At 69.0% G+C, this 21737-nt stretch carries 23 protein-coding genes; 6 read left to right on the forward strand and 17 right to left on the reverse strand.

Annotated elements, in window-relative coordinates; all coding sequences use genetic code 11:
• Nucleotides 1-219: 219 nt before the first annotated feature.
• On the reverse strand, nucleotides 220-4626 hold the full coding sequence (mobF, locus tag ACIA73_RS41020; protein ID WP_399444116.1) for a MobF family relaxase: 4407 nt from the start codon (nucleotides 4624-4626) through the stop codon (nucleotides 220-222).
• A gap of 311 nt (nucleotides 4627-4937) precedes the next feature.
• Between mobF and ACIA73_RS41025 the strand changes: the two genes are divergently transcribed.
• Complete coding sequence (locus ACIA73_RS41025; protein WP_399444117.1) at nucleotides 4938-5885, forward strand: hypothetical protein; 948 nt, start codon at nucleotides 4938-4940, stop codon at nucleotides 5883-5885.
• A 68-nt stretch (nucleotides 5886-5953) separates the two neighbouring features.
• On the opposite strand, the gene ACIA73_RS41030 is transcribed toward ACIA73_RS41025, so the two are convergent.
• The 16 genes from ACIA73_RS41030 to ACIA73_RS41105 form a co-directional block, all read right to left on the reverse strand.
• Nucleotides 5954-6172, reverse strand: coding sequence for a hypothetical protein (locus ACIA73_RS41030; protein WP_399444118.1), 219 nt, complete (start codon nucleotides 6170-6172; stop codon nucleotides 5954-5956).
• A gap of 559 nt (nucleotides 6173-6731) precedes the next feature.
• Nucleotides 6732-6908, reverse strand: coding sequence for a hypothetical protein (locus ACIA73_RS41035; RefSeq protein WP_399444119.1), 177 nt, complete (start codon nucleotides 6906-6908; stop codon nucleotides 6732-6734).
• Entirely contained in the window at nucleotides 6905-7618 is a 714-nt protein-coding gene (locus ACIA73_RS41040) for a hypothetical protein (RefSeq protein ID WP_399444120.1), read from the reverse strand. Before ACIA73_RS41040 ends, ACIA73_RS41035 begins: the two co-directional genes overlap by 4 nt.
• Complete coding sequence (locus ACIA73_RS41045) at nucleotides 7615-7893, reverse strand: DUF6211 family protein (protein ID WP_399444121.1); 279 nt, start codon at nucleotides 7891-7893, stop codon at nucleotides 7615-7617. Before ACIA73_RS41045 ends, ACIA73_RS41040 begins: the two co-directional genes overlap by 4 nt.
• A gap of 200 nt (nucleotides 7894-8093) precedes the next feature.
• Complete coding sequence (locus tag ACIA73_RS41050) at nucleotides 8094-8681, reverse strand: DUF6349 family protein (protein ID WP_399444122.1); 588 nt, start codon at nucleotides 8679-8681, stop codon at nucleotides 8094-8096.
• The gene (locus ACIA73_RS41055) at nucleotides 8678-9085 is read right to left on the reverse strand and encodes a DUF6181 family protein (protein WP_399444123.1); all 408 of its coding nucleotides are present in this window, start codon (nucleotides 9083-9085) and stop codon (nucleotides 8678-8680) included. The genes ACIA73_RS41050 and ACIA73_RS41055 overlap by 4 nt, the downstream gene beginning before the upstream one ends.
• Nucleotides 9086-9161: 76 nt before the next feature.
• Complete coding sequence (locus ACIA73_RS41060; protein ID WP_399444124.1) at nucleotides 9162-9602, reverse strand: DUF6197 family protein; 441 nt, start codon at nucleotides 9600-9602, stop codon at nucleotides 9162-9164.
• Between the two features lie 66 nt (nucleotides 9603-9668).
• A complete protein-coding gene (locus ACIA73_RS41065) occupies nucleotides 9669-10169 on the reverse strand; it encodes a hypothetical protein (RefSeq protein ID WP_399444125.1) in 501 nt (166 codons plus the stop codon).
• Between the two features lie 79 nt (nucleotides 10170-10248).
• Entirely contained in the window at nucleotides 10249-11271 is a 1023-nt protein-coding gene (locus ACIA73_RS41070; protein ID WP_399444126.1) for a DUF3560 domain-containing protein, read from the reverse strand.
• 331 nt (nucleotides 11272-11602) lie between these two features.
• Nucleotides 11603-12028, reverse strand: a complete 426-nt coding sequence (locus ACIA73_RS41075; protein WP_399444127.1) for a DUF6409 family protein — start codon at nucleotides 12026-12028, stop codon at nucleotides 11603-11605.
• Between the two features lie 111 nt (nucleotides 12029-12139).
• Nucleotides 12140-13015 (reverse strand): hypothetical protein, encoded by an 876-nt coding sequence (locus tag ACIA73_RS41080; protein ID WP_399444128.1) that lies wholly within the window; start codon nucleotides 13013-13015, stop codon nucleotides 12140-12142.
• 738 nt (nucleotides 13016-13753) lie between these two features.
• Nucleotides 13754-14977 (reverse strand): hypothetical protein, encoded by a 1224-nt coding sequence (locus ACIA73_RS41085; RefSeq protein WP_399444129.1) that lies wholly within the window; start codon nucleotides 14975-14977, stop codon nucleotides 13754-13756.
• Nucleotides 14978-15114: 137 nt separating this feature from the next.
• On the reverse strand, nucleotides 15115-15537 hold the full coding sequence (locus ACIA73_RS41090; RefSeq protein ID WP_399444130.1) for a hypothetical protein: 423 nt from the start codon (nucleotides 15535-15537) through the stop codon (nucleotides 15115-15117).
• A 63-nt stretch (nucleotides 15538-15600) separates the two neighbouring features.
• Nucleotides 15601-17304: a chromosome partitioning protein ParB gene (locus ACIA73_RS41095; protein WP_399444131.1), complete on the reverse strand. Its 1704-nt coding sequence runs from the start codon at nucleotides 17302-17304 to the stop codon at nucleotides 15601-15603.
• A 98-nt stretch (nucleotides 17305-17402) separates the two neighbouring features.
• Nucleotides 17403-17867, reverse strand: a complete 465-nt coding sequence (locus tag ACIA73_RS41100) for a DUF6197 family protein (RefSeq protein WP_399444132.1) — start codon at nucleotides 17865-17867, stop codon at nucleotides 17403-17405.
• 61 nt (nucleotides 17868-17928) lie between these two features.
• Nucleotides 17929-18669 carry a DUF2786 domain-containing protein gene (locus ACIA73_RS41105; protein ID WP_399444133.1) on the reverse strand — a complete coding sequence of 247 codons (741 nt, stop codon included), beginning with the start codon at nucleotides 18667-18669 and terminating at the stop codon, nucleotides 17929-17931.
• Nucleotides 18670-19192: 523 nt separating this feature from the next.
• Here ACIA73_RS41105 and ACIA73_RS41110 point away from each other — a divergent pair.
• Genes ACIA73_RS41110 through ACIA73_RS41130 form a run of 5 tightly spaced genes read left to right on the forward strand, consistent with a single transcriptional unit; the run spans nucleotide 19193 to nucleotide 21307 of the window.
• Nucleotides 19193-19342, forward strand: a complete 150-nt coding sequence (locus tag ACIA73_RS41110) for a hypothetical protein (protein ID WP_399444134.1) — start codon at nucleotides 19193-19195, stop codon at nucleotides 19340-19342.
• Complete coding sequence (locus ACIA73_RS41115; protein ID WP_399444135.1) at nucleotides 19342-19767, forward strand: hypothetical protein; 426 nt, start codon at nucleotides 19342-19344, stop codon at nucleotides 19765-19767. The genes ACIA73_RS41110 and ACIA73_RS41115 overlap by 1 nt, the downstream gene beginning before the upstream one ends.
• Nucleotides 19757-20401 carry a hypothetical protein gene (locus tag ACIA73_RS41120; RefSeq protein ID WP_399444136.1) on the forward strand — a complete coding sequence of 215 codons (645 nt, stop codon included), beginning with the start codon at nucleotides 19757-19759 and terminating at the stop codon, nucleotides 20399-20401. The genes ACIA73_RS41115 and ACIA73_RS41120 overlap by 11 nt, the downstream gene beginning before the upstream one ends.
• Before the next feature lie 43 nt (nucleotides 20402-20444).
• On the forward strand, nucleotides 20445-20816 hold the full coding sequence (locus ACIA73_RS41125; RefSeq protein WP_399444137.1) for a hypothetical protein: 372 nt from the start codon (nucleotides 20445-20447) through the stop codon (nucleotides 20814-20816).
• Entirely contained in the window at nucleotides 20813-21307 is a 495-nt protein-coding gene (locus ACIA73_RS41130; RefSeq protein WP_399444138.1) for a hypothetical protein, read from the forward strand. The genes ACIA73_RS41125 and ACIA73_RS41130 overlap by 4 nt, the downstream gene beginning before the upstream one ends.
• Nucleotides 21308-21737: the final 430 nt, after the last annotated feature.

Below are 21737 nucleotides of genomic sequence, written 5' to 3' on the forward strand. Positions count from 1 at the left end.
AACTCAGCCCGGAGACTCTGTACTTCACCCAGCCTCACACCAGGACCTTGCCCGCCACCAGGCGAGATCACTCAACCTAACGAAGCACTACTAGGAATTGCCGTGCAGATCATCGTTGCTGGATAGGGCAGCATCGAGCTTCTACAGGCCGCGAACTGACGCTCCGCCTTACTGTCTCAATCCCGACGGCTCCCGCCTCGAAGCCGGTAGATACCGCCGTTAGACGATGTCGCGGGGTTCCTGCTGCGGTTGATGCTCATCAGGGGAGTTGAAGCCCGGGTCGTACACCGTTGCATAGGGGCTCAGGGACGTCCCCCTGTCCGCAGTCGACTGTGAGGGCGTTCCTTCCCGCGCTCCGAGTTCGCGGAGTAGCCCCTCCACGCGGTGCCCAGTGGCCTCGGCCGCGGACTGCTTCTTCGTGACCGCCGCTCGAAGGGAGCAGGCACGCAGGAGGTCGGCTTCCTGGGCGTCTCGAAAGCTCTCTTCCCAGTGGTCTCCCAGCTCCGCCGCCTCGGCAAGGACCCCTTGGTGCTCGTGCTCGGGGCCTGCGGTCTGGGCCCACTCCATGCGCTGGCTGCGCAGGTCGGCGAGTGCGTCGTCGTTGTCCGAAACCGACTGTCGCAGGCCGTCGCGTTCCTCCTCCGCTCGCGTTCGTTCGGCGCCGCGCAGGGCGGGACGACCGAAGCGGGTGACGGCGTCGAGCTGCTCGGTGAGGCGATGGATCTGGTCGCCGGTGCCCACGCTCTCCTGGGCTCGGTCGTTGATCTCGTGCTCGGTGGCACGCAACCGCACGATGGCCTCTGCCCGCGCGGCGAGGTCGTCTTCATGGCGACCAAGTGCCAGGACGGCGGGTCCGCTGTTCGCCGCCGCTTGCTGTTCGGCGCGTACGGCTGCGGCCTCCGCTGCCTCCGCTTCGCGTGCGGCGGCCCGTGCTGCGGCTGCCGACTTCCGCAGCGCGTCGCGGAGGGCGTGGGCGTCGAGGTGGGCGTACGAGGTGGTCGTACGTGCGGTCATGGGAGCATCACCGGCCTTCCGTGCGTGCGCGGGGTCGTCCCGGTCCGCTTCCGGCGCATCCCGCCCCTCGGCAAACTCTTCATGGTCCTCTCTGACGCCCGGTGCTCGGGGAACGGGGAGGTCCTCCACGATGTCTCGGAGGTGTGCAGGGACGCTGGCCGTGGGGAGTTCGGTGAGGATCATGCGTTCCTCGGTGCCGGTCTCGATCTCGCGCAGGAGGCCGGCGACGGCGCGGTCCACGTGCTCCTGCTCGGTGGCGGGCTCGCCGTTGCGGGCCCGATCCGTGTCGGTCTCGTACACGGAGAGCGGGAGGAACAGGTGCGTGCTCTTCTTGTTGCGGGAAAGCATCGTGTAGAGCGCGTTGGCCTGGGCACCGGGGCCGTAGACGAGTGCCTCATCGACGGTGAGGCCCTGGCTCTTGTGGCCGGTGATCGCGTAGCCGAGTACGAGTCCGCCGTCGGCGATGTAGTCGGGCTCGATCCACTCCGCGACGTCCAGGTGCCCGGTGCCGTGCTTCTCGCGCCACTCCACGAGGACGCTGCGTTGGTCGTCGACGGCGCGGACGATTCCTCGGTATCCGTTCAGGACGTCTTCGTGCTCGCCGCCGCTCTTCCTGGACCGGTAGTCGTTCTGGCGAAGGAGGACCTGGTCGCCGACGGAGAGCGCGAGTTCCTTGCCGCCGGCGAGGGCGTAGGTGAACTCCGGGCCGGTGAGGTCGCCGTTGATCTTGCGCACGGCGCGGGCGCCGAGGTTGAGTTCGTCGACGACCTCGTTGGTGGCGGCGAGCATGAGGAGCTTCTGCACGGCGGTGTGGTCGTCGCTGTACGCGGCCCGCTTGTCGGCCCACGCGGTGAGCATCGCGGCGAGGGTGGTGTCCTTGTCGTCCAGGGCGTGTACGCGGCCGGCGCTGACGTACGTACGGAGTGCCCGGACGCGGTCGTCGTCGCGCCAGAATTCCAGTGCTCGGCGCTCGATGGCGTCCTTCTGCCGGAAGTTCTCGGTGAGTTCGAGTCCTCCGACGAGGTGGTGAACTGCGGCGAAGTGGCCTCCGACGCCGGGGGAATGGAGCTGTTTCGGGTCGCCGATGCCGACGACCTTGGTGCCGGTCTTCGCGGCGTGGGTGAGGAGTTCCGCGATGTCGCGGTCGTCGCACATGGCGGCCTCGTCCACGACCAGGACGTCCACGCCGCGCAGGCCAGGCCCGCCGGTGCGTACGGAGGTCAGCCACGATGCGACGGTCCGAGAAGTGATGCCCGCCTCGGCCTTGAGGTTGGCGGCGGCGACGGCTGCGGTGGACGCACCGGCGATCACCTGGCCTTGTACCTCCCACGCCTGCCGGGCGGCGTCCATGATCGTGGTCTTGCCGGAACCGGCGCGTCCGATCACCGCGTCGATGCCGTGGCCGGCGGTGAGGATGCGGACGAGGACCGCGCGCTGTTCGTCGGAGAACGCGAAGCCGGGGCCGTGCTGCTTCTCCACGACGGAGAGGGTCATGTCGACCACGTCACGGGGGACGACAGCGGCTTGCTCGTTCAGGCGCTGGGTGGTCTCAGTGACGATGCGCTCTTCGGCCGCCACGATGTCCGCGGTGGTGTAGCGGTCGGAGTGCGCGTAGTGCTGGGGGCCCTTGGGGTTGAGCTTGACCGCATATCCGGCGTGCTGGAGTACGGCGGTGGTGAGGCGCTCGGCCTCGGCAACGTCGGCGATTCCGTACGGCAGGGCGTCGAGCACGGCCGCGAGCGCGGCGGCGTGGGTGAAGCTCTTGGAGTGGCTGGTCAGCCCCTCCTTCGAGTCGAACACGGTTGCGCAGATGTTGGCGATCTGGGGGTTGTGTCCGTCGGTCGGGCTGCCGAGTGCGGCGTTGCTGATCTCGTCTGGGTCGTCGCCCACGGCGCGGCCTTCGGCCTGCCAGTAGGCGCGCAGTACGTCGTCGGAGGCGCCTGCGGCCTCGCCGTTCTTCGCAGCCTTGGACACGGTGGAGGCGGCAGTGCGGGCCTTGAGCGAGGCGTTGTCGTACGCGATGCCGAGCTTGCCGAGCAGTTCGCGGACCTGGTCGTCGCGCTTGGAGAACAGCCGGATGGTGGGCTCGGGTATCGCGGCTATCTCCCATGCCCCCGTGCGCTCGTCGCGGCGGAAGGTGACGCCGTACTGGCTGTGGAGGTCGTGGCGGATACGGGCGTTCATGACGGCCTGCGTCGCGCGGGCGTGGCGGTGGAGGTCCCGGCCTCCGGCTGCCACCGTGGACCACTGACCGTCATCTCCGCGGACCATGTTGGCCAGGGTGAAGTGCAGGTGGAAGTGCGGGTCGCCGTACGGGGCTTCGCCGACGGGACGGGCCGCACGGTGGATCATCATCCATCCGGAGAACCCTGAGGTCCGGACGACCTCGGCCTCCTTACCGTCACCGTGGTGGCCGCGCATCCCGTATGCGGTCCAGCCTTCGAGTGCGCCGATCGCCTCTCGGCCGGAGGCCGTATAGATGGCTTCGACGGCCTCGGCGAGTTCCTTGGGCGCGTACGCGAGGAAGGCGGAGTAGGACTTTCCCAGGTCAAGGGTGGTGTCGGAGCCTCGGTTGCCGACCTCGACGTGGCCTTGGAGGAGCGCGTCCCTAACCTCCTCGGCGTCCCATACCTCGTACGGGTCGAGACCTGCGGCCCTGGCGATGGCGACGGCTTCGCGCACCTCCATGGGGAGGTCTCGCAGACGGCGGCCGGCCTGGGTGTCGAGCTGGCGCAGGCGGCGCTTCATCGACGCGGCGGAGAGCAGTTCCGCGGGCCGCTTTCCTGCAAGGCCAGCCTGCACCTCGATCGCCTTGAGGAGGGGGCGGGCATCGAGCCGTCCGTCCGCTTCGGCGGCAAGCGCCTTCTCGATCGACTCGGCGTCGTACAGCTCGGTCGCGTCCGTGCCTATCGCGACGGCGAGCTTCAGGAGGCTCGACACGGGAGCGCGGTGGGACTCCCCGAACCGCCCCAACTTGCCTGCCATCCGCCGGAACTCGTCCTTCTTGCGCTTCGAGTCGAGCAGTTCTTCCGGATTCACTCCGCGCTCGGCGGCGGCCCGGCGAACGGCGCGCACGAGCGGGGCGACAGGGAGCTTGGCGGCGGGGTCGATGGCCAACTTCAGCTCGATCAGAGTCCGGCCGGTACGGGGATCCGCGCCGCGCATGAGGCGTCGGGCGGCGGGGAACTGGTCGGGGCTGAGCACGCTGCCGTTGGTTATGCCGAACTCGGAGAGGCCGTTGCCGGTCCAGACGAGAGGGCGTTCGGTGGCGTCGAGGTGGTAGTCCACCTGACCGTCACCGGCGCGGACCGGTAGGGCTGCGTCGCCGTACAGCGCTTGCGCATCGATTCCGGCTGCTGCCGCTATCTCGACGGCATCGAATCCGGATATCCGGGCCGTGCTGCCGTTCCGCTGCTGCGCGCGGGCCCGGTGGAACGGGCGCTTGGCCTCCGCCGAACCGAGCAGGGAAGCGATCGTCGAGCCGGTCTCCTCGGCCTTCGCCTCGACAGCGGCGAGGAGCGGAGCAGCATCAACCACGACCGCCTTGCCGCAGCCGTGCCCGCCGGTAAGGCGGTACTCGACCTGAGCCTCAGAGGGGCCAATCGTCGTCACCCACGCCAACGGCCCGCTCACCCCCTGTGCAACTGCGGTCAAATTCGGTCGTCTTGGCTAATTGTATCGTCGCGTAGCGACGATACCTTGGTCCTTTAAATCAAGATCGGGTGCGGTAGCCGACGGTCGGCACTGTGACGACGGAGCCGGGAGAGCGCGAGAGGGTGGCATGAGCGCCTCTCGCAACGGGGACTGTTACCGGGCCGCAGATGATCGAAATCGGGATGACGAACAGCGGAGGGCGGCCGGTAGGTTGCTGCCACTCCCCGCGCGGGAGTGGCAACAACGTCTCAGCTTCAGGAAGAACCCCCATGCACGTGCCCGTCCCGTCCTCCAGCCGCCTCAACATCAAGCAACGCCTTGACGCCCTCTCCCTCAATGCCAAGCTCGCCCTGGGGTATGTCCTCGGGCTCACGGCTGGAGTGTTGATGACCGTCAGCTCCATGTCAGGGAAGGGCCTCTGGATAGCGTTGCAATTCCCTGTGAGCACGGCGGCGGCGTTGCTGGCGTCGTGGCTGGTGAAGCCCACGTTCGACGGGCTTCCGCGGAAGGAGCGGCGCCGAATCACGTCGGCCCCGCTGATGCTCTACCTCTTCATGCTCGTGCTGTTCGTCGTTCTCGCGGCACTGACCGCTACCGACGACCGCCGGTACGCGGCAGTCAATCTGTTCGCCGTCGTCGTGATGCACTCCTTCTTCGGAGCGGAAGCCGAGCCGACGAACTTCCCCTTCGAGCGGCTCCGTCGCCGTATCGGGCGGGCGGCTCCTGTACGGGTGGCTGTGCTGTGGTGCGGTCTGGTGGGGCTCCTCTGGTTCCTCCAGCACACGTACGGGGACCCGAAGTACCAAGTCGCGCTTCTCGGAGCGACGATCACCCTCGGTGCAGCCGGCACGGTCGCTTCGCTGAAAGTCCTCTCCCGCGCCCGTAAATTGCGCACGAGACTCTACGAGACCTCCCAGGCTGCCCTTCGTTCCCTGGAGGACCTCCGGGCAGCCCAAGAACTCGACCGCCCCGCCAAACAGCAGGCGGCACGGCGAGCCTGGGATTCCCTCTACCTGGTTCTCGGCGACAGGATCGACACCGGCTTCCAGCGCCTGGGGACTGTGGTCCTGCCCAAGAAGGGCGTACGCGACCTGGAACGAGCGGTACGAACGGTCGTGGATGCGAAGGATCACGATCCCGCGCTGCACAGGGCGGCGGTGGCACGGCTGAGGGTGATTCGTATGGCTTGCTGGGGGCGGACTGACACTCTCGCCTGACAGCTCGCCTCCGTAGGCAGGTGGCATTGCCCCCGCGCCGGTCAAGGCGCGGGGCGGGGTGCAGCAGGCTAGATCTGCTTGCCCAGCGTCCAGTGAGTGAGGCGGTCCACGAGGTCGAGGATGTGGCGGCGCGGTCCGGCTGCGACGAACGGGAATACGACGAACGCGGGGATGAAGGCGACCACGGCGAACAGGGCCGGGATGAGGCGGACGACGACGGTCAGGAAGTCGAGGAGGGTGCGGAGGGTGCGTCCCTGGGTGAGGACGTCGAGGAGGCGGTCGAACAAGGCGGTCTCCTTGGGAGTCGGTGAAACGGCCTGGCTAACCGCCTGAAGATGTACCTCTCCTTCAGGTGGTGCCGTCGCGTCTGGCGACAGCAGCCGGGTCGTTGAACCGCACCCCTGGCCCGCTGGCTACGAGTCAGGGGCGGGTTTGTTCCCGCTCCCTCATGCGTTCCTCCTGCAACCCGAGTTGGGCTCTCATGTGTGGGGCCGTCGTCTCACGTCCGACAGCCCGGAAAGATTACCGGGCCGTCATACGTGTCCACAAGGGGATTAATGCGCCTGCCAGTTGGTCTGGAGGAAGCCGCATAAGAGAACGTTCCAACAAGTCCCCATACCGTGCGAGGTGGAACTTTTCTGTTTGCTTCGCGTGGCGCTTCCGAGACCAGACTCCGTTGACCACGATCGCGATCACCACGACCACCACGGCGGCCAGGGTCAGCCCGTCCCCGGTCTCCATACGTCCGCCACGATCCTCTTCAACCTGAGCCAGAATCACCCTGGGCTGGACACTCCGCCGCAGGAGGGCGCTGTACGGCGGAGGTCCTCACCGGAGGAAAAGCTATTACCTCAAGACGGGCCAGTCCCCGAAGGGGGTGGGCGCCTTCCCCGTAGCTTCCCGTACGGCCTCGTCCGTGCCGCACGTCGTGCAGACGTACGTGTCGCGCGCGGCGGTGAGTCGGGAGCGGGCGGGCCGGTCTCCGAGTGGGCCCGAGCAGCGCGGGCAGCGGGGCTCGGTCATGCTCCGTCCTCCTCCGGGTGTTCACGCGCGGTGGTCAGGATGCGAATCCACGTCGGCCGCGAGCTGGCCTGCTCGGATTCCTCCTGGAGAAGGGGGATCAGCTCGCTGTTCGGGGTGTCGGGGTTGGTCGCGAGGTGCTTGCGGGCGAGGGTGAGGCGGGCGTCGCCCTGGTACGGGTACGCCTGGCCGCGCGGGCGGCCCTTAGGTCGTCCGCCGGCGTGGCCGCGGGGCTTGCGGTCGACGACGTACTTCCAGAGCTTCCACCGTTTCCACTTCGGCCGCTGTCGACCGCTGGGGAGAAGGTCGTAGTCGTCCGGCGTCGGCCATCCCTCCGGTGGTTCGTCCACGTAGTGGGAGACGGTCGCGGAGCTTGAGAATCCGCAGATGCGGGCGGCTTCGGCCGGTCCCACCAGCTCCTCCGGGTCGCCCTTGAGGTTCGGGGCGTTCTTGGTGAGGCTGATGGCGAGCGCGCGTTGGCGCTCCTGGTACCAGCGGGCCCATTCGGTGTCCTCCCAGTGCATGACCCCCTCGATGGTCACGGCTTCCGGGTGCTCGTTGTTCACGCGGTCCGTCCAGAGGTTCTGGAGGGTGGCTTCGCTGATGCCGTGGACCTTCTGGAGGTCGGCGCGGGAGTGGAAGGTGCGGCCGTCGGCGCGGTGCACGGGTTCCTCCTCGTCGGGGTCGGGCCGGGGTTCGGCCGGCGGGGTCATGGTGCGGGCCTGGGGTTGTCGGCCGGTGCCCACGTGCGGGGTCCGCCGAGTTCCAGACGGGTCGCTCGGCGGATGTCCTGGGCGGTGACGGCTGCGGCCCAGTCCTCGTGCTCGGGGTAGCTGTCGGGCAGGTTGAGTACGAGGTGGACTCGGCAGGGCGGGAAGCCCTCGACGACCACGAATTCCTGGTCGGGGCCGGCGCCGATGCTGTTACCGGTTCTGAGCTGGACTATGTCGCCGGGGCGGGGGTCGTCGGGGTGGCGGTCGACTAGCATGAGGGGGTTCTTTCTGGTGAAGGAACACGACGGCCAGCGCCTTGTTGCCCTTGTGCGCTGGCCGTCATTTCTGTTTCTGGGCCGGTACCGCCGGAAGGGCGGGGCCCTACCGGCGTATGGGGTCGAGCGGTCTCCGGCGGTTGCCCGCGCCGGACCCATGATTTTAATTGAACCACCTTCTCGTGGAGGTGCTCAGGGCGTCAGAACAAGACCTTCTGCTCTGCCGTCTCGGTCCCCGGTCCCGCTTGATTCTTCGCCGGGCGGGCGACGCCGATCGTGTAGCGCGCGTGGTTCACGCGCGGTGGCTCGTGTGGCTCCCGGCGGGGTGCGGGCCAGACCAGCAGCGGACCTCCGTCCTCGGCCCACCCCTCGGGGTACAGGCGGGTGATCTGGTGCAAGAGCCGCTGACCATCAGCCATGTCCCACCGCCCCTTGGGGCGGGGCATCGCGGGAAGGTCTCTCCAGCCCGGGAACACGTGGTCGTGCGCCTCCTCGATCGCCTCGTTGGCTCCCTCCTTCCAACCGGTCCCGGCGTACGGCTTGCCCTCCCATTCGCACCGGAGGCACGCGCCCCGGAACTCGTCGGTTCGTTCGTTGAGTACGCGGGTGAGAAGGGTGGGCTCGTGCCGGTCGGGCGGGGTGAGGTGGTGGCCGACGTCGGAGTATTCGCCGCCGGGGTGCCCTAGCTCGATGTGCCAGACCTTCAGGTACCTGAGTCCGGCGTTGCGTGCGCGGAAGTATCGCGTCTGGCGGGCTCGGGCCCCCTGGGGTTCGGGTGTCGTGATCACTGTTCGTCTCCGGCATTGGCAAGCTGGGTGAGGTTCTGGATCAGCGGTGTGCTGAGGAACTGGCCTTGCACGGGGTCGTCGGCGAACCGCGGGCCGTACGCGCGCCGGATCGCGCGGCGGGCGGCTTCGTGCCGGGGGTCGGCGGGCTGGAAGGCGACGCGGCCCAGGGCGGTGTATCCGTGGGCGGTGAGGTGCTCGGCGATTCGGTGCCGGATGTCGACGGGGCCGAGGGCATCCAGGTCGACGTTCTCGGGCTCGCACAGCAGGACGCGCGCCAATTCGGGCGCGCTGAGGAGGGGTTGCAGGGGTATGGCGATACGGGCGACCCCGTCCGTGCAGGTGCGGGCGGCTCCGCGCTTCGCAGGGATACGGACGGGGGTGTTCTCGTTCTCGTGCAGGGGCACGGTGGTCTTCTCCTGGACAGGGGAGTTCCGGGCGAGGCGGTAGTGCCCGCCTCGCCCGGAACGTGGGGGCGGGGTCTCAGAACAGCTGGGGTTCGGCGGCGGCGAGCCGGGCCGCTGCGGTTCGGAGGGCCCGCGCGGCGTCGGCTGCGGTGCGTCCGGGCTGGCCGCTCCACCCATCGAGCACGGCGCGCTGCCGGAACTCGGTCGTACGGGCATCGTTTCCCTCGACGGGGTGCCCTGCGAGGTACTCGGTGATCGCGGCGTACGCCTCGGCGCGGGCCTGGCTGATCGCGGGGAAGTCGTAGGTGCGGCTCATGTTGAAGCGGCCGTGGCCGGCGGCAACGTCGATGGCTCCCCGGAGCCAGCATCGGAGGGTGACGGTGCGCCCGGGACCGGCGAAAAGCCCGCGCCCCTGGTGGAGTCCTACGTGCTCGATGTGGGCGGCTGCCCATTCGAGTATCTGGCGGGGGTCGTGGGAGACCACGATGCTTTCGGGGCTGTAGCGCTGGTGGGGCATGGGGTGTGGTGCCCTTCTGCGGGGCCGGGCGGCGCTGCGGGCGCCTCCCGGCAAGGTGGTCAGTTCTTAGGCAGCGGCCTTGTACTGGGCGGCGGCTTCGGCTCGTACGGCCGTGGCGGAGCAGATCCCGAGGAGTCGGCGCAGAGGAAGCAGGAGGCGGGCGTCGTCGGCCTGGTGGCGGGCGTCTGCAATCTCGGCGAAGGCTTCCGCGATCTCGTCGGGCGTGGTCGCGTGCGGGTTCGGGCACCAACATGCCCTGGTCGTCTGCTTGCTGAGCTTGGCCAGCATCCGGAGACGCTCGGTCTGCGGGACGCAACCGGGGTGACGGCCGAGGGGTCGGGCACGGCGCAGATGGCTGTAGAACCGGGGGCCGACCCAGCCGCACACGAGGCACTGCACGGTCCAGTGGACGTCGCTGCCCGGGTATCCGGTGCGCGGTTCCCAGCCGAGTTCGTCGATGCGGGCGAGAGCGGCGATGGCGGAGAAGAGGTTGCGGGGTGTGGGCTCCAGCCCCTGGAGGAGGGTGCTGATGCTGTCGCCGTACTTGATCGTGGCGGTTTCGATCATGGGGAAGTCCGTTTCCGAGAGGGCGGGTAGGGGGCTCGGTGCCCGCCCGGCCGTGGTCGTGGCCGGGCGGGTCCGCTCGCTACTCGGCGGCGGGTTCGAGCCGCTCGCGCATCTCGTCGGCGCTGAGGCGTCCGTGGACGTCGTCGTACGGGATGGTGTGTGTCATGTCGCCGAAGGTGCTGTTGGCCTTGGTCACGACGGGCTGATGCACGTTGAGGATGCTGGGCACCGTGACGGACTTCGGGTTGACGCGGAGGACCTCGTACCAGTGGCCTCGGGCGCGGACGAAGTCGCCCCGCTGGAAGTCGGCCCGGCTCCACACCTTGTATCCGGCTTCCTCGGCCTGCTTCACGATGCCCTGCCAGTAGGCACGCTCCTCCATCAACTCATCCCGCTGGAGCGTCAGTTCCTCGACCTGTTCGGGGTCGCTGATGTTGCGGGTGAAGCCTCCTGCGGACTCGCCCTTCAGCCACTTGTCGTACCGACGTATCTCGGCGTCGAGCTTGGCGATTCGGCGCAGGGTCCGGCCCGGTGCCTTGCGGAATGCCTCGTAGTTTGCGGCGGCCTGCTCCCTGCTTGCCCAGTGCTTGGCCTTGTCGTTTTCGGTGAAGCTCTTCCGGTACCCCCTGTCAATGCGCTCGTGGTCACGGCGCGCGCGGGCCTCCGAATGGTGGCCGACAAGGATCGGCTGGCCGAAGGGGATGCCGTCCGCGATCTGGCGGGCTGCCTTCCATGCGGCGTCGGAGCGGCTGGCGGCGTTGTCGGCGTATCCGGCGTACCGCTCGGCGCGGAATTCGGCCCGTTCGGTGCGGTCCTCCTCGGCTTCCTCGAAGGTGCGCCGGTCGGCGTTGTCGATGCTGACGGTCACCTCGAAGCCCTCGGTCCGCAGGCGGTCCGCAGCGAGGTTGATGGTGCGCTGCTCGGCCTGCTTGTCGCGGCTGTGCGGGAGGTACCAGGAGCCGAGGTGACGCGACCACTTGAAGGGCAGGAGCCCGTTTCGGCCGTAGTCGCGCAGCTTGAGGACCTCTGCGGAGCCGTCGCCCCGGCTGGTGCCTTCGACGAGGGTTCCTTCGCGGCGGGTGTGGGTGATTTCGATCGTCACTGAACTGTCTTTCTGGTGAAGGTTTTTGGGTCCGGCCAAGGGCTGGACCTTCGCGTTGCAAGCGGTCCGCACCACATGCGCGGGCCGTGAGGGACGAGTGGCTCGCGGGTCGTCGCGCCTGCGCGACGACAGAGGCAGTCGCGCCCCCGCGGGGCGTGTCCATGGGTCCGGCGCCCGTCGGAGGCCGGCTCGGCCGCCTGCGGCTGAGTTGGTCGCCGTCGGTGAACGCGCCGGACCTACGCTGAGCCGCCCCGTGGGGCGTCCCTTTCCGTGACGGGGCCACGGCCGCGCCGGAGGTGTTGCCCTCCTCCGGCACGGGGCGCGGGCTGCGTCAGTGGTCGCCGCAGACAGCCGACAGGACCCATCGGGCCCGACCGGTGCCGTCCCGGCCGATCCGCGCGCTCAGTGCGGCGCTGATCTCGGCGCGCAGTGCGTCGCCGTCGTCACCGATGAACCATCCGATGCGTACGAACCGCACGATGTCGCCGAACGGGGCGAGTGCCATCGTGGTCAACGTGTCGTCCAGCGGCGTGAGCTCGCTCGGGAACATGGCCTGAACGGTCTCGCCGGGCTCGGGAGCCCCGAGCGTCCAGAACCACACCAGTACGGTTCCGTTCCCCTCCGCACCCCAGGGGCCGACCACGATGGCGGCGCGGGGGTCGAGCTGGTGCCCCTGGAACCACGGCCCGACGGTGACAAGGGTGCCGGTGGGGAACGCCTCGACGGTGGAAGCGGTGGCGGTCTGAGTGGTGGTCATCTCGGGCTCTCTCCTGGTGAAGGGGGCCCGGCTCTTGGCCGGGGTGGTGTCGGAGGGGGTGTTGCCCTCCCCCTCCGACACTTCTAATTAAACCACGTTTTACGGTGATCTTCAACCGCTTGCGGCAAGTTCCCGAGGCTCGTAGTCGCCGAAGATGTCCGGCCCGTCCAACAGGCTGAACAAGGCTCGACCGGTCTCGATCGCACGGACAGCGGCGGCGTAGATGGGGGGCTTCTTGTCCATGGTGACGACACCCGCGAGCGGCGGCACTGGGGCGGGCCCCGGCGCAATGCCGATCATGCGCGCCGCGACGTGCGCGGCGGACGCCGCTTCGGCAAGCTGCTGCCCGGGAACTAGCTGACCTGCGCCGATCCGCTGCCAAGCGTGAACAATCAGCAGTTGCCGGACGGCTGCTTCCGGGTCCAGGGAATCGAGCGTGTAGCCCTTCTCGATCTCCGACACGGGGCCGTAAAGGTTGTCGTACTGGGCGGCCAGGAGGTCCCGGATGGGCTCGACCGCGTACGGCACGCACGGGGCGGGCGGCTCGCATTCGTCGCCATCCGTCTGGGAGACGTCATATACCGGCCCCGCCTTGAAGCCGGACGCCTTGCGGGTCTCGCCACCTTCGGCGGTGTCGGTGGTCGCCTGATCCTGGCCGGACGGCGTTCCGGCGTCCGGCGCACCCTCGGCGGGCTTCTTCCGGATGGGGGTCCATATCCGGAGGGAGCGGCTGCCCTTCGCGGGGTGGCGGCCCTTCTTGCGCCATTCCGTCTTGCTGAGTACCTGCGTGGCTCCAGGGCTCTGCGTCGCAATGGCGATCACATTGCCGGGGCCCCGGTCGGCGTGAACGGCGGCGGCGCGCATCACCGCTTCCCACGCGCACGGGTCGGTGACCATCTCGCCGTAAGCGCGCTCCATGATGCTTTCGAGCTGGGCGCGCATCTCCGCCGCGTACGCCTTGCGCTCGTCCGGGGTCATCTTTGCCATGGGAACTGCCCTCCTGGTGAAGTTCGGCGACCGGTGCGGCCACCTGTCGGGCGGGGTGTTGCCCTCCCCTTCCGACATAATTAATTAAACCATGTTTCATGGGTGTGGGTCAAGCCTTTCGTGCTCGGCTTGGCCCACCACTCACCGCGCGGTTGGGTGCTCCCTCCTCGATCGGACGGCGTAGCCGGACCGGGGTTCCGGGTGCGGTGTCCGGGCTCGCTCGCTTGCGAGTGACCGCGTAGCGGCTCGGCCTGGACTCCGTACCTGGGTTCCCGGTACACCCTCGGGTGGCCGATCGGGGAGGGAGCACCCAATCCCCCAGCCACCGACCGGCCGCAGGTGACCGACCAACCCTCGCCCCTCCGAGAGAGGGCCCGCCGGAGGCTCCTTCGGCTCTGAGCCGAGCCGACGGCCCCCCGCGCTCGGTCCGCCGGCGGGAAGGCCGGGGTCCGTCGCGCGGAGCGGGACGTGGTGCAGCCGCGCCCGAAGGGTGCGTCCTTGGGCCCGGCGTCCGGGCGGAGAGGTAAGGCCGCCTGCGGCCTGGACGCTCTGGCCGGACGCCGGGCCGGGCCACGTTGAGCCGTCCCGTCCGGGACGCCCTTCTCCGTCTGGGCCGCAGCCGCCCGACTCGGCGCGGTGGGCTCGGCGGTCGGCCGCCCGGTGGGGGCGGCTCGATGCCGCCCCCACCGGGCCCCGGCGACCGGGGGCGGCCCGTCGCGCCGCCCCCGGCCCCCTGGGTCACGCCGCGACGGGCACGGCCTCCGCGATGCGGCACCTCTGAAGAACCGTCTGCACGGTCTCCCCGTAGGTGCTGTGTTCCTTCACCGTGCCGGTGACGGTGACCGCGTCGTCCTTGGTCGGGACCTTGGCGGAACTTGAAAACCAGACGTAGACGTTGCCCTCGTCGTCCTGGAACTTGATCAGGTGACGGCGCTGGTCGTGGTACCCGTACGTCCGGCTTTCCAGCTCGATCACGGTCACGACCTTCGCGGCCACAGTGAGCCGCTCGCCCGGTTCGCCCTGCGGGCGGGAGTTGCGGGCGGCTGCCTGGTTGGCGGCCTGCTCCTGGTCGCGGTGCCACCCGGCGATTGCGGAGACAAGGGTGGGGAGGTGTCGGGGTGCGACGGTCTCGCCCTTGGCGAGTTGGCCGATCTTGTGGCGGTACTCGCTGACGTGTCCGTAACCGGCGACGGCCCACGCGCGGACCTTCGCGGCGGTGTCGACCGCCTCGCGGTCTGAGTCGACGCCCGCGCGCCACTCCTCGGGGGCCTTGCGGTCGAAGAAGTAGCTTTCGACGATGGTCGCGGTGGGGACGACTCCCTTCCAGTCTTCGGAGCGTGCGCGGTACCGGCCTTCGGTCGTCACGACGGCGGCGGCCACGCGCAGGACCTCGGGGACGGGGACACGCAGGTCTACGGGGAGTTCTTCGCCTTCGCGCTCGTCCCAATCGGCGTCCTTGAGCTGGCCGAACCGCCACAGTGCCTCAAGGCCCTTGATGGGCAGGCCGGTGTACGGCTCCACGCACGTGGTGCCCAGTTGGCGCATCTCGCCGTTCTCGTGGCGGGCCAAGTAGGTGGCGGTGCGGTGGCGGGCTATCCGGCACCCGTGGCACTGGTTGGCGACGGCGCGGTGTGCGCGGGCGGCGTCGGCGTGGTGCTCGGGCAGTCCGGGAAACAGGCTGGTGATCGTCTCACCCTCTTCGTCGTGGTCAAGTCGGGCGACGACCGTCCACCCCCGGTGGCGGGGGACCTGGCCGGTGATCGTGACGTCGACGGTGGGCCGCTGGCCGATCTTCCGGCCGGTCTCGTGGTCGCGGTAGTCCGCGAGATACGTGGCGGAGATTTCCAGCGTGTAGGCGTCCAGTCCGTGCAGGGCAGCCCGGCAGTTGGTCGCCTCCACCATCTGGCGGACTCGGTCCCTCGCGCTGGCGGGGACGGAAAAGCTCATGGTCGCGGTGCTCATGGTGCGGGTTCTCCTGCTGGTGAAGGAAGTTGGTCGCCCTCCGGCCGGTGCGGGTTGCCCTCCGCTGCGGCTGGGGGCCGGGCCGTTCGGCCCGATGCTGTCGGGAGGGGGTTTCTCTCCCTTCCCGATAGTCTTAATTAAACCATGTTTTGAAGTGCGAGGGAAGCGTCTCGGCCCGGAATTTCCAGGGCGGCACGGTCGCGGAGATAGGCGGCGAAGAGTGCGCCCGTGTAGCTGTCGGCGTTGCCGTACACCCGGCGGCTGTCGAGTGCCCCAATGCGCTGGCCCCGGTAGAACACGGGGAACGCCTGGCCGGGCTCGGGGATGACGAGTGCGTACAGTCCGCGCGGGGTGTCCACTCGCAGGACGACGGCGGCGGCCTGGTGGTCGTAGGCGGTGGACCATCGGGCGGACCCGATGCCGAACTCGGCGAGGCTTCCGGCTATCGCGCGGGCCTGCATGATGTCGGCAACGGTGGCGGGGTCTGGCTCGGCGGAGCGGGGGACGCATCCGCATCCGTGCTCGTGGTCGGTGGTCTCGAACAACGCGGTACGGGGCATGGCGGGCCTTCCTGGGGGTGGCCGGGGGCGGGGCTCCGCCCCCGGCTGGGGCTGGTCGGCTGGTCAGGCGGCGGCGCTGGCCGCGTCCTCGGTCTCGTCGTCCGGGGCCGCGTCCTCGGCGGGGTTCTTGTCCGGGTCGTACGGCTCGTCATTGATCACGGACCGCTCGATGGGCGTCGGCCGGTACCCCAGGGATTCGAGGACCTGGAACCACTCCCGCGCGACCTGGCGGCGCTCTCCAACCCGCTGTTCGTCGGTCCGCCACGCTGCCCGGGTAGAGACTCCTTCGCGGCACGCCGCGACGGCGGCGAACTGCTGCTGTGCGGCTCGGCGGGGGTCCTTGGCGACAAGCTCGGGGAACTTGTCGCGCCGGTTCGCCTGCTCGCTGCTCAACCCGAGCAACTCGGTCAAGACCTCCGTGGTCCGCTGCTTCCGCAGCTCCTCGGACACGACCCATCCGCCCTGGAGAAGGGAGTGGGTGACGTGCTGGGTGATCGCGGTTGCCGTGGTCTTCGGGAGGGTGCGGCGCTTGATCAGCTCCGTGATCCACTGGCGGCGTACGGCTTCGGATGCGTCCCAATCGATGTTCCCGCGCTTGACGAGTGCGCGGGCGGCCTTGGCGGCCTCCTGGTCGGCGGCGGTCGCGCCGCTCCTGGCGCTGTTGTCCCCCGGTGCGGCGTGGCCGTACAGGACCGGGGAGGTGCACCACGGCTCGTAGCCGTCGTTCCCTCGCTCGTCCAACAGCCACACCTGGCCCTTGCACTCGGCGTGGTCCTCCCGGCTGATGCGCTGGTCCTCGGTGGTCCTGAGCCGCCATACCGGGGTTGCGTGGTCGGCGAGTTCCGCGATGTCCCGGATCTGGTGCCCGGCCTCCTCCAGCTCCGCGCGGCGGGCCTCGACCTTGGCGCGCTTGTCGCGCTTGGTGCGCTCGCGGGAGATGGCCCATTCCACATCGCGGGGGTCGCCGTCCTCGGCTGCGGCCTCCGTGATCTCCGCCAACGCCGCCTCATCACCTGCGAACTCCTGGATCGCTGCCAGGTGCTCGAATGACCACTCATAGCCGCTGGCGCTCGCCACGGCCTCCCTCAACTCCTCGTTGCCGTTGACCTTCATGACGGCCTTGACGTCCTTCTGCCGGACGCCTGCGGCCTTCGCGATGCGGGCCACCGGTGCCCCGGCTTCGGCGGCGCTGAACATCGCGCCTTGGACCTCCTCGGCGGTAAGCCCCTTGCGCTGCTGAGCCGTGGTGATCATGTCGAGAAACTGCCCGGCCTCCGACTGCTCCTCGTCCTCCCACTCGTACGGAAGGTGGGTCAGTCCGGCGTCCCGCGCTCCGAAGTAGCGGCGGTTCCCGTCGTTGATCTGGATCACTCCACCGTCAAGTCGCTGGACCTTGACGGGAATCCGGCACCCTTCGGCGCGGAGGGACTCCACGAACGTGGTGTTGATGTCGAGATCCGCGCGGGCGTTCTTCGGGTGCGGGGTGAGCGCGTCGATACGGATGACCGGCCGGAAGGTGACCGGGACCGTCTCCGTGCCGCTGGCGACAGCGGCTGCAAGCCGTACGAATCCGTCAACGACCTGCGGCACTCCGCCGCGCGTCATGAAGACGTAGAGGGGCTCCTGAACGCCGTTGGCGGCGACGTCGGCAAGGAACTCGGCGGGAACCTCGACGCCTTCTCGCTGGTTACCGGGGTGGGCGGTCAGTTCGGCGGCTGCGAGGGTCTGCCACTGGGCGGGGGCGGTCTTGGTGTCGGTGTTCGTCATGGTGCTTTCTCTTCCTGGCGAAGGTTCCCGCCGGTGCCGGTCGACTCGGCGGTGGGGGTGTCGGAGGGGGTGTTGCCCTCCCCCTCCGACACATTTAATTAAACCATGTTTTTGAATGTGCGGTGACCCTGCCCGATGTGATCGTCTTCACTCAGACACAGACCTCCGGCGACGCGGAACGCTGCGGCAACCTCGGCGGTCGTGCAGCCCGGCCGGTTCCCCCACAGCCACAGAGTGCTGTACCGGTAGGCGTGCTCGTCCATGTGCAGATGCTCCCAATCAGCACTCAGGATCGGCGTTCCGTTGACGTGGTCGCTGATGACGGCGAGGGCCTCGACGTGCGCGCGGCCGAACACGCGCCACGGTTCGCCACGAACGGACCGATGGGGCTTGGCGGCGCGTACACCCCGGCCCCATGCCCATGCCGCGTTACAGGGCGCGGTGTCGCCCATCTTGCCGGGCTCCCAGAGGTGTTCGCCCTGGCACAGCCCTACGCGCTCGACGTGTTCGGCTGCTGCGGCAAGGATGCTGGCGGGGGTGGCGTGCAGGGTCTTGGTCGGCAAGGGTCCTCCTTGGGTGCACCGGGGGCGGCGGTGAGCCGCCCCCGGCTGTCGTACGGGATGGTCAGGCGGCGATTGCTCCGGCGGCGGCTCGTCCGATGCGGCGGCCCCCGATGTCGGCTCGGCCTCCGGCTGCCCACCCGTCGCCGAATCCGCTGCCCGTAACCTTGCTGGAACCGCCCTTGCGGGTGCGGGGGTAGGCGTCCTGGAAGCTCCGTTCTACGGCGCTCTTACGGTCGGCAAGCACAAGGGCACCGCTTCGGCCGGTAACCGTGACCTCCTGGCGGGCCTCCTCACGGGCTCCGCGCTCGGCCTCTTCAATCCGGGCTCCGACTCGGCCGATGAAGCCGACGATCCACGACCGCCGCCACGCGCGGACTCCGTCGCGCACGGGGACGAACTGAGCTGCCAACCCGCTGTTCATCTGGAGCAGGAGGGAGGTGTAGAGCAGCTCCACGCGCTGGATGTCCGACTCATGGCCGAAGAGGTGGACGCGCCGCGCGGGCCCGCTGCCGTCCCGGCCAAGGTGAATGAGCTTGCACCCGAGAGCAAGGGCTATGTGGTTGATCAGCCGGACGCGCTCCATGGCCCACGGGTTGGCGAGGGTGATTTCCTTGTTGGTGAGGGCGTCGCGTGCAGCGTCGCCGTCGCTCAACATCGCCTGTTCCACGCCGTACTTGGCCATCATCTCGAATGCCCGCTTACGGGAAAGCTCCGCCTCCGCCTCGGGCGTTGCGGGGTCCTCGGCCTTCGCGAGAAGCGCGCGAATGGTGGTGAGCTTGGGGTGGGCCTGAGTGGTGGTCATGTTCGTTTCTCCTGGCGAAGGTGTTGGCCGGGGCCTTGTGACTCCGGTGCCGGGCGGGGGTTGCCCTCCCCTTCCGACATGACTAATTAAACCATGTTTCGAGCTGGAGCTCAACCCCTGACCAGCACTTTTCTGGGTTCGCGGGGCTGCCGCGCTCCGGGGCCGCTGCCCAAAACGCGCCTCGGGGTGGGGTTCCCTCCTCAGTCGGACGGCGCTGCCCCAGCGTGCCGCGTCGTGGGGGTGCAAGGTGGAGCGCCCGGAAGATGGGGCGTCGTGAGGAACGATCGACGTCACAGACCCGGACGTACGACCTTGCGGCCCCATGGCGTGGTGCGCCCTGCTGAGTCGTCCGACTGAGGAGGGAGCCCCACCCCCCTCTCCCCGCACCAACGACGGCGCGGCGCGTCCACGACGGCCTCCCGCCCCTCCGACGGAGGACCCGCCGGAGGCTGCTTGTCTTGGGCCGGCGGCAGCGGCTGGCGGCTCGGAGAAATGTCTCCGGCCTCGTGCATACGGTGCGCGCATGAGTACCACCGACGTTGAACGCGAAGACATGAGGGCCGCGGAATCCCACCTCCTTTCAGGGCTGGAGGATGCACTGCTCGACCAGGCCGGCGACGACATGTTCGGCTCGGACGCCCATCCGATAGCCGCGCCGAAGGACGGCTCCTGATGACCACGGCTGCTGACGCTCCGCTCACTCAGGCCGAGTTGCGGCGCCGCGTGCGAGAAGCCTCGGCGTTTCAGGCCAAGGTCCGCGAACTCGCGGCAACCGAGCTGTTGTCCAAGCGGGAGGCAGCCGCGAAGGCAGCCGCCGCCAAGGAAAAGGCCGACCTGGAGGCGCGAGAGGCAGTGGCTGCCGCGCTCCGTCTCTTCGGCGACGACGAGTTGGTCTCCGAGCTCGTGAACATCCCGGTGCCGGAGCTGGAGCGGGACGCGAAGCCTGTTACCGCCGCCCGTGCGAAGGAGGTGATCGAGTCCCTCCGGAAGAACGTGGAACGTCCGCGAACCCGCCGTCGCCCGTCGGCGCCGACTCCGCCCCCCACCGACCTCGCCGAAGCGGAGCCCACGGCCTCGCACGACCCCTATGAAGTCTGACGATCCCTCCACCGAGTCCGGGCTCTTCCCTCTCTCCGCAGTGGGGGAGCCCGGCCCGGCGCCGGCCACCGACCCGGAGCAACTCGCCCTGATCGGGGAGCCGTCGCCCGTCCGGATTCCGGCGAAGCTCTGGAAGGTCTGGCTCACGGACGAGAAGATCCGCACCCGGTACTGGGCCAAGGTCTACCGGCCCTCGGACACCTCGGTCTGCTGGTACTTCCTCGGCGGCATCTCCGACACCGGGCACGCGAGCTTCCGGGCGGCCTCCCTCCCCGGCCGTACGCGACGAGGAACCGTCCCTGCTCACCTGTACGGCTACCAGCTCGCCCAGGGCGTCATCCCCCGCCTCGGCTGGGGCAACGACAGCCCGACCGTCTGCCACACCTGCGACAACCACTCGTGCCAGCGGCCGGAACACCTCCGCCTCGGCACTCCGGCGGAGAACCGTACCGAGTGGCTGACCCGCCGCCGCAACCCCGGCAGCCCCCTGGCGGACCTCCGCGGCCCGGCTGGTCGGGCCCGAGCGATCGGCAAAGCCATCCGTACGGGGCTGGCCAACGGCGAATCCGAAGCCGAGATCGCCCACCGCATCCGCACCACGGCAGCAGCTGGCAGACCTCTGAGCCTCTGGTGACCGACGCACCCCACCCGCCCCACCGCTCATGAACGGACAGCACATGAACACCCCCGGCCCGGACCACGCCCGCACCCACGCGAGGAACGCCGCCGACGCGATCCAACAGCTCAACCACAGGACCTTCGGCCGGGAGGCACTGCCCAACCCGCCCCAGGTCAGCGAGGTCACCCAGTTCCTTTCTAAGCTCGCCGACCGACTCCCTCAAGCCCTAGACCAGCTCTCCACGGCGGTCCGACGGCACCTCGCCGAGGACCTGATCCGGATGGACGACGGCACCGACGCCGGCCCTGCGGCCGACGACGTTCTGCACCACCTCGGCCAAGCCGGCCTCCACGCGCGGACGCTCTCCGACAGCCTCCACAAGGCCGCCTCACCCCTGTTCCACATGGGAACGAAGGAGACGTCGGCATGAACGACGACTACGGCTTCCCCGAGCCCTTCGAGCCCGAGTTCCGACTGCCCAAGTCAGCCGACTGCCCGCGTTGCCCCTGCCACACCACCCGCGTGTGCGAGGGCTTCCAGTGGCACCAGGCGACACCACCGGCGTACGACGACGGCAGCCCTTACACGAAGCCGTGCCCGTGCGAACGAGCGGCCTCGGTGCCGGAGGACCGCACGGTGATGATCGAGCTGGACGGCATCCTCCGAGAAGTCCCCGTCCAGTACCACCGCACCGGCCTCCTCACCGGCCGCCTGCTCACCGCACGAACCTTCCGCGCGGAGTCCCCTGTCCTGGGCGAGTGTCCCGTCCCTGTCCCGATGGGCCTCTACCGACCGAAGGGCGACACGGACCCCCGCCTGATCGTCATCGACTCCGTCGGCGAGAAGTGGGTCATGGGCTTCACCGCACAACACAATCTCCAGCGCTACCGCATTGCAGGTTGGCCCCCCACTGGAGCATGAAGTTCGCTCCCCTGCACAGGTGTGGGGAGACGGCGGCAACAGTGGGGGACGACTCGTGAGGCTCAAGCTCGGGCGACCATGTGTCGGACAGGTCGAAGGCTGACAAGGTCTCGTCCTGCCAACGCGTTACGAAACTCCTTTCAATGCACTGCTGTTACATCGCCATCTCGGTGCCCCCTCTGAGCTGGGAAAACGTGGTGCCGACCGGCATGAGCCGCCTTGAAGGGAAGGTTCAGCGTTATCGTTCTTCTGGACGTACCACCTGTATGTCCAGACCACAGACTCCGCCCCTTCGGGTGGAGTCTTTTTTGTTTCGCAGAGGGGGGGCGGGCGGGGGGCGGGGGGGCCCCCGGCGGTGTTGGGGCGGGACGGCGCGCCGCGCGGGGCCCCCACCGACAGGATAATGCGACACAAAGATGACGCCGCCCCC

This window comes from Streptomyces sp. NPDC051561 (assembly GCF_044454195.1).
Lineage (GTDB): Bacteria > Actinomycetota > Actinomycetes > Streptomycetales > Streptomycetaceae > Streptomyces.

Excerpts from the sequence above, each read along its gene's own strand:
- ACIA73_RS41110 (WP_399444134.1), top strand. The coding sequence starts at position 19,193 with ATGAGTACCACCGACGTTGAACGCGAAGACATGAGGGCCGCGGAATCC.
- ACIA73_RS41075 (WP_399444127.1), bottom strand. The coding sequence starts at position 12,028 with ATGACCACCACTCAGACCGCCACCGCTTCCACCGTCGAGGCGTTCCCC.
- ACIA73_RS41085 (WP_399444129.1), bottom strand. The coding sequence starts at position 14,977 with ATGAGCACCGCGACCATGAGCTTTTCCGTCCCCGCCAGCGCGAGGGAC.
- ACIA73_RS41035 (WP_399444119.1), bottom strand. The coding sequence starts at position 6,908 with ATGACCGAGCCCCGCTGCCCGCGCTGCTCGGGCCCACTCGGAGACCGG.
- ACIA73_RS41095 (WP_399444131.1), bottom strand. The coding sequence starts at position 17,304 with ATGACGAACACCGACACCAAGACCGCCCCCGCCCAGTGGCAGACCCTC.
- ACIA73_RS41120 (WP_399444136.1), top strand. The coding sequence starts at position 19,757 with ATGAAGTCTGACGATCCCTCCACCGAGTCCGGGCTCTTCCCTCTCTCC.
- ACIA73_RS41125 (WP_399444137.1), top strand. The coding sequence starts at position 20,445 with ATGAACACCCCCGGCCCGGACCACGCCCGCACCCACGCGAGGAACGCC.
- ACIA73_RS41040 (WP_399444120.1), bottom strand. The coding sequence starts at position 7,618 with ATGACCCCGCCGGCCGAACCCCGGCCCGACCCCGACGAGGAGGAACCC.
- ACIA73_RS41115 (WP_399444135.1), top strand. The coding sequence starts at position 19,342 with ATGACCACGGCTGCTGACGCTCCGCTCACTCAGGCCGAGTTGCGGCGC.
- ACIA73_RS41060 (WP_399444124.1), bottom strand. The coding sequence starts at position 9,602 with ATGCCCCACCAGCGCTACAGCCCCGAAAGCATCGTGGTCTCCCACGAC.
- ACIA73_RS41025 (WP_399444117.1), top strand. The coding sequence starts at position 4,938 with ATGCACGTGCCCGTCCCGTCCTCCAGCCGCCTCAACATCAAGCAACGC.
- ACIA73_RS41105 (WP_399444133.1), bottom strand. The coding sequence starts at position 18,669 with ATGACCACCACTCAGGCCCACCCCAAGCTCACCACCATTCGCGCGCTT.
- ACIA73_RS41065 (WP_399444125.1), bottom strand. The coding sequence starts at position 10,169 with ATGATCGAAACCGCCACGATCAAGTACGGCGACAGCATCAGCACCCTC.
- ACIA73_RS41090 (WP_399444130.1), bottom strand. The coding sequence starts at position 15,537 with ATGCCCCGTACCGCGTTGTTCGAGACCACCGACCACGAGCACGGATGC.
- ACIA73_RS41130 (WP_399444138.1), top strand. The coding sequence starts at position 20,813 with ATGAACGACGACTACGGCTTCCCCGAGCCCTTCGAGCCCGAGTTCCGA.
- ACIA73_RS41045 (WP_399444121.1), bottom strand. The coding sequence starts at position 7,893 with ATGCTAGTCGACCGCCACCCCGACGACCCCCGCCCCGGCGACATAGTC.
- ACIA73_RS41080 (WP_399444128.1), bottom strand. The coding sequence starts at position 13,015 with ATGGCAAAGATGACCCCGGACGAGCGCAAGGCGTACGCGGCGGAGATG.